This is a genomic window from Desulfovibrio piger (assembly GCF_012843875.1).
Lineage (GTDB): Bacteria > Desulfobacterota > Desulfovibrionia > Desulfovibrionales > Desulfovibrionaceae > Desulfovibrio.
In genome coordinates this window covers 16565-30109 of sequence record NZ_JABAFY010000032.1, presented here as the reverse complement: position 1 = coordinate 30109, position 13545 = coordinate 16565, and the positions used below count along the sequence as shown (strand labels likewise).

Here is a 13545-nt window from a genome sequence, read left to right as displayed (position 1 = left end):
CCAGCGTCTTTAGGCGCAGCCGGTAACAGGCCCTTACAGGGCCAGAGCAAACCACCCGCTTTGCGGGTGGTTCTGATGGGCGTTAGCCTACTGGTACGCAGATGTTCCCCCCGTTATGCCGGGGCCTGATCGGAGAGTCGGTAGAGGAAGAAGGCAGTGCCCTCTGGCAAAGGACGCCCGTAGAGAGGCACGTCCGGGAAAAGACGAGGCCTTATGAGCCATCAGGTGAGGAAGGGATGCCGGTGGGGGAAGTACGCCGTTCCTGTCGATGGCCGAAAAGGCTGCTTCCCCGTATGGGCGGCGTTGCGTTATTGCTTTTTGATGGTCAGTGTGGAGCCGATGGACGCACTGATGATGGCCGAGAGGGCTGCCCACTGGGCAAGGCTCAGCTGTTCGCCCAGAAAGAGGAATCCGGAAAGGGCTGCAAGCGCAGGCTCCAGGCTCATGAGGATGCTGAACGTGCGCGAAGGCAGGTTTTTCAGTGCGATGATCTCGACACCGTAGGGCAGGGCAGAGGAAAAAATACCCAGGATCAGGGCCAGGGGCAGGATCTCGGGCCTGAACAGATCCATGCCGGAGGAGGCCAGGCCTACAGGGAAAATGGCGCAGCTGCCCACGAGCATGGCCAGGGCCACGCAGGACTTGTCCAGACTGCTGCCTGCCTTTTTGCCGAAGATGATGTAGAGCGCCCAGCAGACGCCGGAACAGAGGGCAAGCACCGCACCCAGCGGATCGATGTTGTCCGCGCTCTGGCGCAGGGGCAGCAGGATGGCGAGACCGGCTGCGGCCAGGATGACCCAGATGAAGTCCACCAGGCGGCGGGAAGAGAGCATGGCTACCGTCAGGGGGCCGGTGAATTCCAGACCGACGGCGACCCCCAGCGGGATACGGCTCAGGGCTTCGTAAAAGCAGAGGTTCATGCTTGCCGTGGCCAGTCCGAAAACGGCGATGACCTTCCAGGCACTGCGGGGGATGGCTTTTTTCCAGGGGCGCATCACCACAAGCAGGATGGCGGAGGCCACCAGCAGGCGCAAGGCTGTGGTGCCGGCCGGGCCCACCAGGGGAAAGATGGTTTTGGCAAGCGAGGCGCTGGCCTGGATGGAAGACATGGAGACCAGCAGGAGCAGGACAGAAACGAGAGGTGACGTGGCTGAGATGTTCATGAAAGCTGTCCGGCCGCCCTGTGGCAGGTGAGGGGAAAGCGCATCCCACCGCAAGGGGAGTCTCTGTCAGTCCTCCCCTTGCAGGCGTCAGCTCCGTGCGGTGCTAGCTTTGCTGTCCCTTGTCAGCATCGGGAAGCAGGGCAGCTTCCCACATTTCCTGATAATACATGCAGGTACCGGGATTCCAGGCCGTAGCCGTGGCATGGTCGTAGCTTTCCGTAATGGGCCAGTCGGTATGGGGACGCAGGGCTTCCTCAAAGGAAGAGGCTTCCACGATGCCGTCATACTCCAGGTTCAGGGTATAGTTGGGGCCCTTAAGGTAACGCAGATGATAACGCGGCATGATATTTGTCCTTTGTACGCAAGAGCCGGGAAGGGCGCAGGCCCTTCCCGGCATCCTTATTACGTGTTTAGCAGCCCGAGGTCTAGTGGGTGGTCATCACGAACTTGCTGATGAGGAACAGCACCACCAGCAGACCCACGCCCAGGCCCCAGCTCCAGTGGATGAGCTTCATTTCAGTCTCATCCAGGGGCTCGTATTCCATCTTCTGGACTTCTTCGTGGAATTTGACTTCTTTGTCTTCCATCATTGTTCTCCTTTAAACTAGGCGCCAACCACCGGCGGGGTCATGCCATGGAAGAAGGCGTAGGAAATGAACAGACCGACCCAGATGATGAAGCCGAACAGGCAGACGATGTACACGATGGCCAGGCGGCCGATGCCTTCTTCCATCAGCTTGCGGAAGTTGGAAACCATACCGATGCTGAAGAAGGTCATCAGGAAGAAGATGACGCGGAAGCCGTTCATGGCGCCGGACATGGCCTTGCCGACCTTGTGCAGTTCAGGCGTGCTCAGGCAGACGATGAGCAGGACCAGGAAGGTACCCAGGTAACCCAGCACGAAGCGGGGGAAGCGGTCCATGACGTCGCCCCAGGTCATGGTGCGGTCGCCACGGGTCTTGTCGAACTTGGCCGTCCAGATGTAGGCCAAGACCAGAGCCCAGATACCGATGAACATGTCGATGAAGATCTTGACGGTGGTGGTCACCATCACGATCCAGCCGGGTTCCCATTCAGTGCCCAGACCGGCCATCTTGGCCAGGATCAGGGATTCGGTGATGGCACCGGAAGCGATAGCACCACCGTCGGACTTCACGGCCAGGCCCATCCAGCCGCCGGCCACCATGGGCTCGGTGTACAGGAAGGTCTGAGCGATGAAGGGCAGGATCAGCATTTCAATGCAGGTGAACACAACGACCAGGGAAGAGACCATGATCGGGACCACCGGCCGGGCGCGGATGGCGCCACCAGTGGCGATAGCGGCGGACACACCGCAGATGGAGATACCGGAAGCCAGAGGAGCGGCCCATTCCTTGTTGAACTTGAAGTACTTACGGGCAACGTAGTAAACCACGGCCCAGTACAGCAGGTAAGCTTCAACAATGGCGCACAGGCCTCGGAAGATGATGTGGCCAGCAAAACCGGCGGCATCAGCGGCCTTCACGCCCAGTTCGGCACCCAGAACCACGATGGCGATCTTAACGAACAGCTCGGGGCGGCAGGCATCGCGCAGAGAGTCAGCAACGCTGGGGGCAAAGTTACTGATCAGGATGCCCATGACCAGAGCGGCGATCAGGCCGGCTTCGGTGCTCAGGCCCAGAGCCCACGGAATACCCTGCTTAGCCAGCTGAGTGGGGTTAGCAGCGATGTAGGCGTTGGCGCCGGCGGTGTAGCAGGCGATGGCGATGAAGAAGATCACGGTGAAGGATCCCACGAAGCGGCCCACGTTGCCCTTCATCAGTTTGACGCCGATAGCCAGCAGACCGGTCACAAACACATAGGTAGCCAGCAGGGACTGCCAGCCGGCCATCATGCCCTTGGTAGCGGGCTTCCAGGCATCGACGGGGCTATCGACCCACATGCCGATTTTTACCACCCAGCCAAGGAGATCCAGTCCAGCGAACTTGCCAAGGCCCAAGATGAAGATAATGCAGCCAAGCAGCAGGGCTACTTTGTCTTCATTAAAGGCTGATTTGGTTGTCATATCCAACCTCCTGATTACAGGTTTCTCAACCTGGTGAAAAAATCCCTTCCGTGTGACATACTATGAAATAATATGTGACACAAGTAGGGGAAACCGGAAAATCCAGCCGGCACCCTGACCCCCCAGGCTGCGCGGCCATCTGTCTTCTACACAGGAAATTTTTTTTGTCAATGCAGGTGAATGCTTGGTTTTTATGAAAAATATTCTGGCAAAAGAAGAAAAAAACAAGCTCCGTGGAGTTCCATCAGGCAAAAATACATTTGAAAGTTAATGGAAATCAATAAGTTGGCAATGTGTCCGGATGTTCGTAAGGGCTGAGAAATGCTTCACAATGTAACGAAAACGGCAGAAATTGCCCTAAAATTTCACAAAAGCAAAAAATTTTTTTCTCAAAAGAATTTTATGTTGACAAAGAGGCTGGTCGAGCGTACTTTTTTTCCCGCGTCGGGATGTAGCGCAGTCTGGGAGCGCACTTGAATGGGGTTCAAGGGGTCGAAGGTTCAAATCCTTTCATCCCGACCAGAAAGCAGAAACCCCAAGGGATCTACGGAAACGTAGGTCCCTTTTCTGTTTTTGGGCGCCTGAGGATTCGGCCCTGTTTTCGCCCTGAGGGCAGGTAGGTGGGAAAAGCCTGTCCTGGAGGATACGGCAGGGCATATGAGCTTCGCCTTGCACTCCGGGCCATCTCTTCCGGAAGTGGCGTGCGGCGGTGCCTTTCTTTATCGCTTGTGCGACATGAGGGATGCGGACAGCAGGCTGCCGCAGGGAGATGCGGCAGGCTGCATGCGGACCTCTATCATATGAAGAGGCGCGATCAGCTCCTGCCGGCATGGTCAGTACGGGGCGTGCCCCTGCAGGGTGGAGGAATGGAGACCTCCGGTCGACAGCCTTGCCATTTTTTGCACAGAAGGGCGGAGATAGCTATTTTGAAAAAATGTGATGTTTTTATTGACAAGCCTGCTGTCTTCGTCTATCTACATCTTCGCGTCGGGATGTAGCGCAGTCTGGGAGCGCACTTGAATGGGGTTCAAGGGGTCGAAGGTTCAAATCCTTTCATCCCGACCAGAAAGCAGAAACCCCAAGGGATCTACGGAAACGTAGATCCCTTTTCTGTTTTCAGGGGGTAAGATTTGCTGTTGCAGGCTCTCTGCCCGGATCCGAACCTCTGCGCGACAGGGCTTTTGCTCCGTCGTGGATGCGGTTAACATGCTTGCGGCGGACGTATGGCTCCGGTCTGCCAAGCGCTCTGGAGGAACCATGAAAATCCTGCTGATAGTTGTTGCCATCATTGCTGTGGCTGTTTTTGTTTTCTTTATGAGGGGACAACCTCCTTTGCGGGGAGCGGGCCAGCTGGCCCCGTCAGACCAGACGGTCATCGTTTCCCGTGCCCGTCCTGCCTTCACCTTTGTTCCGGCTGCGGACATGCGGCTGCAAGGCCTGGGGAACCGGACTCTGCGTCCCAAAACGCGGCATTCGGTGGATGGGGATGCCCGTATCTGGTTCGCTGTCTACGGTAACGGTACCGGCACTCTGGTGACGGCCGTGGCGGACACGGAAGGTACCTGGGAGTGGGAGGCCGCGCATCATCCGGCGTTCCCGGCCATCCGGGCGCAGCAGTATGCCTATAAGGGAGAGACCCTTTACGAAAGCCTTATGCAGCTGGACGGCGACAGCGATCCGTTTTGTACGGATCATGCCGCCTGTCTTGCGTACAGGGCAAAGCTGCTGCTGAACTTCCGCAAGACCCAGGTCATCATGGAATATCATGAACCTGTCCCGGAAGCCCAGGTAAGGGACATCGCCTTTGACGGTGCCGCCCTCAATGCCTTTCAGCAGCGGGCCCGCAAGGCCTGCGAGATCCTGATGACGGACAAGGCCTGGCTGGAGGCCAACATCAAGGGATTCAAAAAGCTGGATGGAGCCGAAGACCGCTATTCCCGCACGCGCCTTTCCCGCTGGGTAGGCGAAGTGGAACGCGAGGGCCGTCCCTAGAAGTTTTTGTTCCTGCAGACAGAGGGACAGCGGAGTTGCCGAAAGCATGGCGGCTGTTTGCCGATCCCGGATGTTTTGCACATACGAAAAACGCCACGGAGGATACCTTCGTGGCGTTTTTGTTTGTGGACAATGGATTTGTCTGCTGTCTGCCAGGTCGGCCAGGGCCGATACCATCCCCATGATTCGGGGAACGGCGGGGAAAGTTTGTCCCGTGTGGTCCGGCTTGGCGAAATGACCGGCAAGCCGGAACACCGGAAAGAGGGAAAGGGCAGATCCCAAAAACAGAAAAGGGATCCACGTTTCCGTAGATCCCTTGGGGTTTCTGCTTTCTGGTCGGGATGAAAGGATTTGAACCTTCGACCCCTTGAACCCCATTCAAGTGCGCTCCCAGACTGCGCTACATCCCGACACAAGAAAAGTCTTCTACGCGCCTTCCCTGATGATGTCAACAAAAAACATCAGCTGCCCCCCAAAAATATGCCGGAGCTCCCGAATCCACTTTGCCAGCAGCAGGGCGATCAGGTCGGGCTCGTTCCTCTTTCCTAAAACTGGGCATGTCCGCTGTTTCAGGGAAGTCATAGGGAAAAGCGGAAACAGGGGAAGGCAGGCCTTCCCCCGCGTATCCTCTGTAACCGTCTAGGCGTGGGGCCGCCACTGTTTGCCGGAGAGCTCGGCAAGCACCTGCAGCAGGACCTGCGTCCCGTCCTTGCCGTGGCCCTTGGCCTGGGCCATGCGGTAGATCTGTTCGGACAGCGCAAGGCCGGGCAGTACCAGGCCCATGCGCTTGCATTCTTCCAGGCAGAGACCCAGGTCCTTGACGAAATGGTCCACGAAGAAACCGGGGGCGTAGTCACATCCCAGCAGGCGGCGGCCCAGGGTCCCCATGGCCACACTGCCCGCACCGCCGGGAACCACCAGCTCCAGCCACTGCTTCACGTCCAGACCAGCTTCCTGCGCAAAGAGCATGGATTCGCAAACACTGAACATGACCCCGGCGATGGCTACCTGATTGGCCAGCTTGGCCTTTTGGCCGCTGCCGGAATCACCGCAGTGCAGGATGGTCTTGCCCATGACTTCGAAGCAGGGACGCACACGCTCGAAGGCTTCCTTGTCGCCGCCCACAAAGATGGACAGGCGTGCTTCACGCGCACCGATGTCACCGCCCGTGACAGGCGCATCCAGACTGATGCAGCCCTTGGCGGCAGCGGCTTCGGCGATGCGCCGGGCCAGTTCGGGGCTGGAGGTGGTCATATCGCAGAGGATGCCGCCCTCGGCCAGGCCGGACAGCGCGCCCTGTTCGCCCAGCATCACTTCTTCCACGTCACGCGGATAGCCCACGATGGAGAAGACGACATCGGAATTCCGGGCCACTTCCTGAGGCGTGTCGGCCCAGCGGGCACCGCAGGCCAGCAGCCCTTCAGCGCGGGCTTTGGTGCGGTTGTAAACAGTCAGCGGATAGCCGGAAGCCAGCAGATGCCCGGCCATGGCGTGACCCATGACACCGGTGCCGATCCATCCGAGGCGCAATTTGTCGTTCATTGGCTCATCTCCTCTGTTGCTTGCCGCGATGGCGGCGTGAATGTGACCAGGCACAGTGCCTGGGCTTATTTGCCGGTGCGTGCCTGCAGGATCTCCTGCAGCATGGCTTTGTCTGCGGGGAGCCTGCCTGCCCGTGTACTCTGGACATGACGGCGCAGCAGCTCCGCATTGCGGCGCATGTTCTCGTTGAACAGGTCTTCCCCCGCGTAATCCTTGAGCAGGCTGGCAAGCGCCCGCTCGAAATCGTTCTTGTCCAAGCGGGCGGCCTCTTCCACACGGGTCCGGTAGAAGGACAGGGAGCGGTCGATGCCTGTCTGGAACTGCTCCAGCCCCTGTTCGGCCGTTTTCATGATCCGGCGCAGGGCGGCAAGTGTCTCGCCCTTGGCAGTCCGGCTGTCCCGCTTCATGCTGTCGTACTGGCTTTGCAGGGAATTGCGGCGGCTGGCGTAGTTGCGGATGGTCTCCAGCATGTAGACGGCCGTGCGCAGGGTGGACTGCATCTCCAGCTGTTGCTGCTGTTCCTGCAGGATGTTGTTTTCCTTGATGGCCTCGCGCAGGGTCAGCAGGTTTTTGCGGCTGTTGTCGTCAGGTGCGGCGGCAAGGAGCCTGTCCAGTTCTTCCAGGGGATTGCGGCTGGCATCACGGGCCAGGGGATTGCTCTGGCCCGCGGCGTTCCAGGCCTGTTGCAGGGCCGAAGGCCGGTCGCCGCCCGGGGTGTTGATGCCGGAAATGACCGGGCGGAAGCCCAGGTCACGGGCGTGTGCGGGGCCATCCGCCAGGAAGAAGGCGCTTTCCTCACGACGGCCGGGCATGATCTCCGCCTCGCCGGAAAGGAAGGAGCCGCCCTTGCGGACAAAACCGCCGGCGGAGCCGTGCAGGCGGCCGCCCACGGAGAAGCGGAACATGTCCAGCGCCATCTCGGCCGCATTGCCCGCCGTATCATACAGGCCCAGCGGGTTGGCTTTGCGCGAGCCGATACGGGCGCAATCTTCGGCGATACGGGCCGCGCCTTCGGGACGGTAGACCGCATAATCGGCCAGAGGAGCGCCCGCAGGCAGGGCAAAGAAATCCTTTTCCATCAGCTGTTCGGGCCCGGCCGTCTGACCGCCGCGGGCCGCGTACTCCCATTCGGTTTCCGTGGGCAGGCGCACAAAGCCCACGTTACGGCTGTCCCCGGCGTAATGGGGCAGGGCATCGGCGGCATTCTGCAGCAGCCACTCCGTGTAGCGGCGGGTGAACTCCACGGCCTCATACCAGCTGATGTCTGTCACAGGCCGGGCCGCATCCGCCACAGGCTCTCCCGTACCGTTGCCCATGATGCTCTGCCATTGCAGGCGGCTCACTTCATATTTGGCCATCAGATAGAAAAAGTAGTCGCCTGCCGGGGCCTGGGCACGCCACTGGGCGGGCAGGTCGGCCCGGGAGAAGGGCGCGGAGAGGAAGGCCTGGTAGCGGCGGTCGTAAAAGGCACGGTCGCTGTTGGCGGCATCATCGCGGCCGGGCCGGGCGGACATGTCCCAGAGCAGGCCTTTGCTGGGAACGGCCACCAGGCGGAAGGCCATGCTCAGCCCGCCGGGCATGGGCAGGACGATATCGTCCTTGTCCGGGTGCGGGTTGCAGGCATCGGCCGTGGAGACCTCACCGCCCCGTTTGGCTAGGGCGGCGTCGGCGGGCGCTGCCGGCAGGGCCGCCAGCAGCAGGAGGAAGAGGAGCGAAGAGAACAGCCTAGATCTCACGGATGACCTCCGAAGGTTCGGTACGCGCCCCGCGCAGGGACGGCAGCAGGGCTGCCAGCAGGGAGAGCAGGCAGACCAGTACCAGGGTCACGACGGCATGTTCCGGCAACAGGCGGCAGACATGCTCCATATCGTCGAGACCGGCGGCAAAGATGCGGTTGACCACGCCCTGGGCAGCCGCGTAGAGCCCCAGCGCCAGTTCCGTGCCCAGCACGGCCGTGAGCAGGGCCTGCAACAGGGGGAACAGCAAAAGCTCCAGCGTGGAAAAACCTCCCAGACGGAGCAGGCCGAGGAGCCGCTGCTTGCGCCGGACGGCGGCCAGGGTGCTGCTGGTCGTGGAGGCCGTGAAGCCCGCGGCAGCGGCGCCGCCGATGAGCAGGAAAATGATGTCCAGGGACGTGGAAAGGCGCCTGACCTGATCGATGGCCTCGGCCTCGGTATGGACGGTGATGCCCTGCTGCTGGAAAAAGTCCCGCAGGGGCGCCACGTCATCCAGACTGCGGGCGTACAGGCGGAAGCCCGCATACAGGCGTTCGGCAGGCGGCTGGTCGCCGTCCGCGGCATGTTCCGGGCCAAACAGGGGCACGGCGCGCCCGTCGCGGTAATCTTCCGCCGCTTCCAGGAAGGGCAGGGGAACATAGGCCACATTTTTTTGCTGGGCGGCCAGGGGCAGTACGCCAATGACCTTGAGCGGCAGGCGCACGGCCTGCACCTTGCCGTTGCGGGTGCGTTCGAGCCTGCCCGTTAACTGGTCGCCCGCCCGCAGGCCCAGTCGTTCGGCCACGGGCGCGGAAAGCACGACACCGCTGGCAGCGGCCCGGGTACGCAGGCGGCCCGGGTGGTCGGGATCGTCCTCGCTGTCCAGCAGCAGGGCCGGTACCGGCAGGGTATGGCGGGCCAGCAGGGGATCTTCATGGCCGGTGGGCTCCATGGAGACGTGCAGGGGCGTGCCCCGCTCCGGCAATAGCTCCACCGTGGCGGCCAGGGTGCGGGTTCGGGGCATGACGAAGGCCACCCGGCCATCGTCGCGCCACCGGTCCATATCGGCGGCGGAAAAGTGTCCGCTGCCCACGGGGGAGATCTCCAGCGTGGCGGGGTCGCTGCGCAGGCGTTCGGTCAGGGTCTCCACCACGCCGAATTTGACGCCGAAAAGGATCAGCAGCGGCGCCAGGACGGCCGCCAGCCCCAGGACGGCACAGGCGGAGAGCAGACGCTCGTGCAGGTAATCCCGCAGGGAAAGGTGGCAGATCTGTACAAGGGTATGCATGGCGTTACCGTTGGGGATGGTCGATGACGGAAAGGGGGCCCTCCTCCGTAGTGGAGCAGGCCAGGGGCACCAGCGTGAACCCGGCCTCCCGGGCCATCTGCGGATCGTGGGAGACCATGATCACCGTGGTCCCCTGCTGTCGGGCCAGATCGGCAAAGATGCCCAGGACCTTGCGGGACTGGTCCGGATCCAGCGCGGCCGTAGGTTCGTCCGCCAGCACGATGGCGGGCCCGTGGGCCAGGGCGCGGGCGATGGCAACACGCTGGCGTTCGCCCACGGAAAGGCTGGCGGGCATCTGCAGCAGCAGTCGGTCTATGCCCAGGGCCGTGGCCATGTTCCAGACCGCCTCCAGACGGCATCCCATGCTCCCCAGACAGCGGCAGGGGAGCAGGATGTTGTCGCGGGCCGAAAGGAAGGGCAGCAGGCCGCCTGTCTGGAGCACATAGCCCAGATGTTTGCCGCGCAGACGGGCCAGGGCATCGAGACGGCCCACCCGCCACAGGGCCAGCATGTCCGTCTCGCCATCGGCGGTGCGCAGCAGGAAGCGGGAGCCGTCGCCGCTGTCGGGCCGCAGGATGCCGGCCAGCACGTCCAGGGCCGTACTTTTGCCGCAGCCGCTGGGGCCCGTCAGGGCCAGCAGCTGCCCCTGACGCACGTCCAGGCTGCGGACATGCAGGCGGAACGCGCCCGCGCCCGGGCGGACGACATGCAGATCGCGCAGGGAGAAGACCGTATTTTCCATGCTTCCCCCGGCTTACGGCAACATGGACAGCGGCACGCGGTAGACCCAGTCCCCGGCGTTGCTCTGTCCGAAACTTTCCCAGTTTTCCCTGTCGCGATCGTATTCTTCGTAGCGGGCCAGCCGGGACTTGAGGCGGTTGATGAAGGCCGTCTGCTCGCCGATGCTCATGCGGTACCAGTCTTCCTCACGCAGCAGCATGATGTCGCTCTTGTAGGGCAGGCCGTCCAGGAATTCGGCCAGCACGCCCAGCTCGGCAAGGCTCTTGCCCTGAGTGGGCATGTTGGGATCGCGGGCCATGCGGGCCGAGGCGGACAGGATGCCCTGGAAGAAGTCGCGCGAATCGGTCTTCTTGGTCCGTTCGGCGTTGTCGATGATGTTCTTCAGCTGGGTGCTGAGGTCGCTGAGCTGGTTCTTGGTCAGCAGCACGGCCACTTCCACGCTGGGTACCTGACGGCCCTGGGCCAGACGCTTGAGGTCCATGTCCGCGATCCAGGAATCCACTACGGACGGGGCACGGTTCTCGTTCTTGCGGCCCAGATAGTCCAGCTGCATGGCGTAGCCCAGCCGTTCCGCCAGCTGGCGGGCTTGGGCTTCCTCGGTGGCGGGCACGGCCTCGTCCTTGGGGCGGGTCATGATCTTGCCGCTGGCCGTGTTCTTGACCATGTCCACCATGGAGGTGGTCAGGATCTTCGTCACGATGCCGAACTGGCGGGCGGCCTCCTTGTGGCTGGAGGCGTTGACGGCCTGATAGTTGGCCTGATCGCCGGAAAGGCGGCTCAGGGCCCGGTAGGCCTGCTCGGCATAGGTGTGGTTCTTGCTGCCGCCGGGCGTCTTGACGTGCATGGTGGTGATCCAGATGCCTTTCTGACGGGCAAGGTCGTTCATCTCCGCAGCGCCGAGACGCTGCGAGGCGTACGGGTCATCGCCGCGCAGGGGTCCGGCATCCGTGACCAGCAGGATCAGGCGGGTGGAATAGGGGCCCCAGTTGAGGGAGTCGATGGCCGTATAGATCCCGGCCAGCGAGTCCTCGTTGAAGTCATGGCTGGAGACGGTCGCCTGTTCCACTTTGGCCAGGCGGCTTTCCAGAGCCTTGCGGTCCTTGGCCGTGGCAAAATCGCTGATGACCTGCGAGGTGTAGCCCAGCTTGGGGGTCTTTTCCGTACTGCTGCGGAAGGCCACCACGGCAAAGCCCACATTGTCGGTCATCTTGTCCTTTTCCAGGCGGTCATAGAGCTGGCGGATGATGTCGCGGCTCTGGTCGATATAGGGCTTCATGGAGATGGACGTGTCCATGACCAGGGCGATGCCGGTCTTGGGCGGCCCGGCCACTGCGCCGGACTGGCTGCTGCCGGGATCGATGGAGGCCACCTGCAGCAGGTTCACGCCTTCAAAGGCCCGGTTCATACCAAGAATGGGCATGAGGTAGAAGCGCTTCTGGGCCACGGCCCCTTTCTGCTCCGCCGGTTCCGAAGCCAGGATGGGCAGGCCGGCCGTATCCTTGCCGCCGGCTGCGGCCGCCACAAGGCTGTCCAGCTGCTTTTCCATGTCGGCAGCTTCGCACAGGCCTTTCAGATCTTTTTCCGTCTTGAAGAAGAGTACGGGATCACGGCCGGTACGCGGGGTGAACAGCAGGGTCAGGGACTGGTTCCAGTCCGTGGCCTGATCCTTTTTCAGCCAGCCCAGCGGCGCGCGGGTATCAAGGGCCACCTGCAGCCAGTCGCCCTGACGGGCGTAGACATAGAGCACGGTAAAGGGCACCAGGGCCTCACGCGCGGCCGGAGCGCCGTCGCGGGCTTCTTTCAGGGGCATGGCGCCGGGGTGGGAGACCACGCGCTGGTACAGGGTCTTCTTGCCTTCCTGCAACAAGGGGGCCGCCTGCAGGGCAGGCACGGCCACCAGCAGGAGCAGCAGAATCGCAAAAAAGCGGATGCAGGTTCTGGGCATGGTCTTCTCCTTATTTCCACTCGCGCAGCAGGAGCGAGGCCTCGGCGTTGCCCTTGGCGGCCTCGCCTTCCACATGACGGCGCAGGGCCGCCAGCGCCTTGTCCGCTTCCGCATAGCCCTTGCTCCTGGCATTGTCATACCAGTGTTTCGCCTGGCTCATGTCCGCGGGGATGCTGCCGCGCGGCAGCTTCGACTGCGGATCATAGAACTGGCCCACCAAAAACATGGCTTCGGCATTGCCTTTCTGGGCAGCGTCTTCCAGCAGCAGGAAGGCCGCGTCGCTCTCATCGTTGCCGGCCTGGGGCGTACGCAGGGGGCGGGCCAGCTCCAGGCTGGTGGCGGGATCAGCCGTGCCGCGCAGATGCTCGCGGGCCTGTTGCAACGGCGCCACCGCGGCAGGAGCCGCCGGAGCTTTCTCCGTCCCGGCCGGTGCCGTCTGCTGGGGCGCTGCCGCCTCCTGCCGGGTCGCCGGAGTTTGTGGCGCCATGGGCGGAGGCGGCGGGGGCGTGGCCCGCAGGAAGAACCACCAGACCGCGGCAGCGGCCAGGGCTAGCAGGACGAGACTCAGGATGATCCAGAGCAGGCTGCCGGAGGATTTTTTTTCTTTCGCCGTCTCCGCGGCGGGCTGATCCATCTCCAGCGGCGCTCCGGCCAGCAGCGGCGAAGGCTCCGCTTCCGGTTCGGGATCGGGGGCCGGTGCTGGCATGGGGGCCGGTTCCGGCTCTGGATCGGGGAGCAGCATGGGCTGCGGCGCGGGCGCGGCTGCAGGGGAAGCCGCATGTCCCATGCCGTCCCCGCCCTGCATGCGGGAATAGACGAGATCCTGGATCTGGAGGACGCACTTCTGGTCACCGGCCATGAACAGATAGCGTTCCAGCTTGTCCAGATTGTCCACCACGGCGGCACCTACCTGCAGGCGGAGGCAGCCGCTGTCATCATCATGGGCGTCCACGGGCAGGGAGACGCGGCTTTCCTGCCAGCCGGAAGCGGACAGGTATTTGCCGTCGCCCGAATAGATGGCCACATCGGTCGGGCCCGCACCGGGGGCATCGTACACGCAGATGACGGCCACGCCGGGCGTGCGCGCGGCATCAGGGGCAATGATGGCTTTCATC

The 13545-nt window shown here is 62.4% G+C and carries 11 protein-coding genes and 3 tRNA genes; 3 read left to right on the top strand and 11 right to left on the bottom strand.

The annotated features are described in order from the left end of the window. Positions 1 to 308: 308 nt before the first annotated feature. The 4 genes from HF854_RS08800 to HF854_RS08785 all read right to left on the bottom strand — a co-directional run bounded on the left by HF854_RS08800 (position 309) and on the right by HF854_RS08785 (position 3207). Positions 309 to 1163, bottom strand: coding sequence for an EamA family transporter (locus HF854_RS08800; RefSeq protein WP_168935948.1), 855 nt, complete (start codon positions 1161 to 1163; stop codon positions 309 to 311). Between the two features lie 103 nt (positions 1164 to 1266). Further along, positions 1267 to 1506 (bottom strand): hypothetical protein, encoded by a 240-nt coding sequence (locus HF854_RS08795; RefSeq protein ID WP_006005256.1) that lies wholly within the window; start codon positions 1504 to 1506, stop codon positions 1267 to 1269. 82 nt (positions 1507 to 1588) lie between these two features. Beyond that, positions 1589 to 1753: a hypothetical protein gene (locus tag HF854_RS08790; protein WP_006005257.1), complete on the bottom strand. Its 165-nt coding sequence runs from the start codon at positions 1751 to 1753 to the stop codon at positions 1589 to 1591. Between the two features lie 14 nt (positions 1754 to 1767). Next, positions 1768 to 3207 carry a putative sulfate exporter family transporter gene (locus HF854_RS08785; RefSeq protein ID WP_168935947.1) on the bottom strand — a complete coding sequence of 480 codons (1440 nt, stop codon included), beginning with the start codon at positions 3205 to 3207 and terminating at the stop codon, positions 1768 to 1770. Positions 3208 to 3652: 445 nt separating this feature from the next. On the opposite strand from HF854_RS08785, the gene HF854_RS08780 reads away from it, so the two are divergent. The 3 genes from HF854_RS08780 (at position 3653) to HF854_RS08770 (ending at position 5199) form a co-directional block, all read left to right on the top strand. After that, positions 3653 to 3729, top strand: a tRNA-Pro gene (locus HF854_RS08780). Between the two features lie 466 nt (positions 3730 to 4195). Beyond that, positions 4196 to 4272, top strand: a tRNA-Pro gene (locus tag HF854_RS08775). Positions 4273 to 4464: 192 nt separating this feature from the next. Continuing rightward, positions 4465 to 5199, top strand: a complete 735-nt coding sequence (locus tag HF854_RS08770) for a DUF4851 domain-containing protein (RefSeq protein WP_168935946.1) — start codon at positions 4465 to 4467, stop codon at positions 5197 to 5199. Between the two features lie 333 nt (positions 5200 to 5532). On the opposite strand, the gene HF854_RS08765 is transcribed toward HF854_RS08770, so the two are convergent. The 7 genes from HF854_RS08765 to HF854_RS08735 all read right to left on the bottom strand — a co-directional run bounded on the left by HF854_RS08765 (position 5533) and on the right by HF854_RS08735 (position 13544). After that, positions 5533 to 5609 (bottom strand) — tRNA-Pro (locus tag HF854_RS08765). A gap of 229 nt (positions 5610 to 5838) precedes the next feature. Beyond that, positions 5839 to 6741, bottom strand: a complete 903-nt coding sequence (locus HF854_RS08760) for an NAD(P)-dependent oxidoreductase (protein WP_168935945.1) — start codon at positions 6739 to 6741, stop codon at positions 5839 to 5841. A 65-nt stretch (positions 6742 to 6806) separates the two neighbouring features. Next, positions 6807 to 8477: an SUMF1/EgtB/PvdO family nonheme iron enzyme gene (locus HF854_RS08755; RefSeq protein WP_168935944.1), complete on the bottom strand. Its 1671-nt coding sequence runs from the start codon at positions 8475 to 8477 to the stop codon at positions 6807 to 6809. Continuing rightward, positions 8467 to 9744: an ABC transporter permease gene (locus HF854_RS08750; RefSeq protein ID WP_168935943.1), complete on the bottom strand. Its 1278-nt coding sequence runs from the start codon at positions 9742 to 9744 to the stop codon at positions 8467 to 8469. The genes HF854_RS08755 and HF854_RS08750 overlap by 11 nt, the downstream gene beginning before the upstream one ends. A gap of 4 nt (positions 9745 to 9748) precedes the next feature. Continuing rightward, positions 9749 to 10486: an ABC transporter ATP-binding protein gene (locus HF854_RS08745; protein ID WP_168935942.1), complete on the bottom strand. Its 738-nt coding sequence runs from the start codon at positions 10484 to 10486 to the stop codon at positions 9749 to 9751. A gap of 12 nt (positions 10487 to 10498) precedes the next feature. After that, on the bottom strand, positions 10499 to 12430 hold the full coding sequence (locus HF854_RS08740) for a vWA domain-containing protein (protein ID WP_168935941.1): 1932 nt from the start codon (positions 12428 to 12430) through the stop codon (positions 10499 to 10501). Positions 12431 to 12440: 10 nt separating this feature from the next. Further along, complete coding sequence (locus HF854_RS08735) at positions 12441 to 13544, bottom strand: sel1 repeat family protein (protein WP_168935940.1); 1104 nt, start codon at positions 13542 to 13544, stop codon at positions 12441 to 12443. Position 13545 lies beyond the last annotated feature (1 nt).

What these genes read in the sequence shown, in the direction of transcription:
- HF854_RS08745 (WP_168935942.1), bottom strand. Translation starts at nt 10,486, where the DNA reads ATGGAAAATACGGTCTTCTCCCTGCGCGATCTGCATGTCGTCCGCCCG.
- HF854_RS08750 (WP_168935943.1), bottom strand. Translation starts at nt 9,744, where the DNA reads ATGCATACCCTTGTACAGATCTGCCACCTTTCCCTGCGGGATTACCTG.
- HF854_RS08740 (WP_168935941.1), bottom strand. Translation starts at nt 12,430, where the DNA reads ATGCCCAGAACCTGCATCCGCTTTTTTGCGATTCTGCTGCTCCTGCTG.
- HF854_RS08760 (WP_168935945.1), bottom strand. Translation starts at nt 6,741, where the DNA reads ATGAACGACAAATTGCGCCTCGGATGGATCGGCACCGGTGTCATGGGT.
- HF854_RS08800 (WP_168935948.1), bottom strand. Translation starts at nt 1,163, where the DNA reads ATGAACATCTCAGCCACGTCACCTCTCGTTTCTGTCCTGCTCCTGCTG.
- HF854_RS08735 (WP_168935940.1), bottom strand. Translation starts at nt 13,544, where the DNA reads ATGAAAGCCATCATTGCCCCTGATGCCGCGCGCACGCCCGGCGTGGCC.
- HF854_RS08770 (WP_168935946.1), top strand. Translation starts at nt 4,465, where the DNA reads ATGAAAATCCTGCTGATAGTTGTTGCCATCATTGCTGTGGCTGTTTTT.
- HF854_RS08785 (WP_168935947.1), bottom strand. Translation starts at nt 3,207, where the DNA reads ATGACAACCAAATCAGCCTTTAATGAAGACAAAGTAGCCCTGCTGCTT.
- HF854_RS08795 (WP_006005256.1), bottom strand. Translation starts at nt 1,506, where the DNA reads ATGCCGCGTTATCATCTGCGTTACCTTAAGGGCCCCAACTATACCCTG.
- HF854_RS08790 (WP_006005257.1), bottom strand. Translation starts at nt 1,753, where the DNA reads ATGATGGAAGACAAAGAAGTCAAATTCCACGAAGAAGTCCAGAAGATG.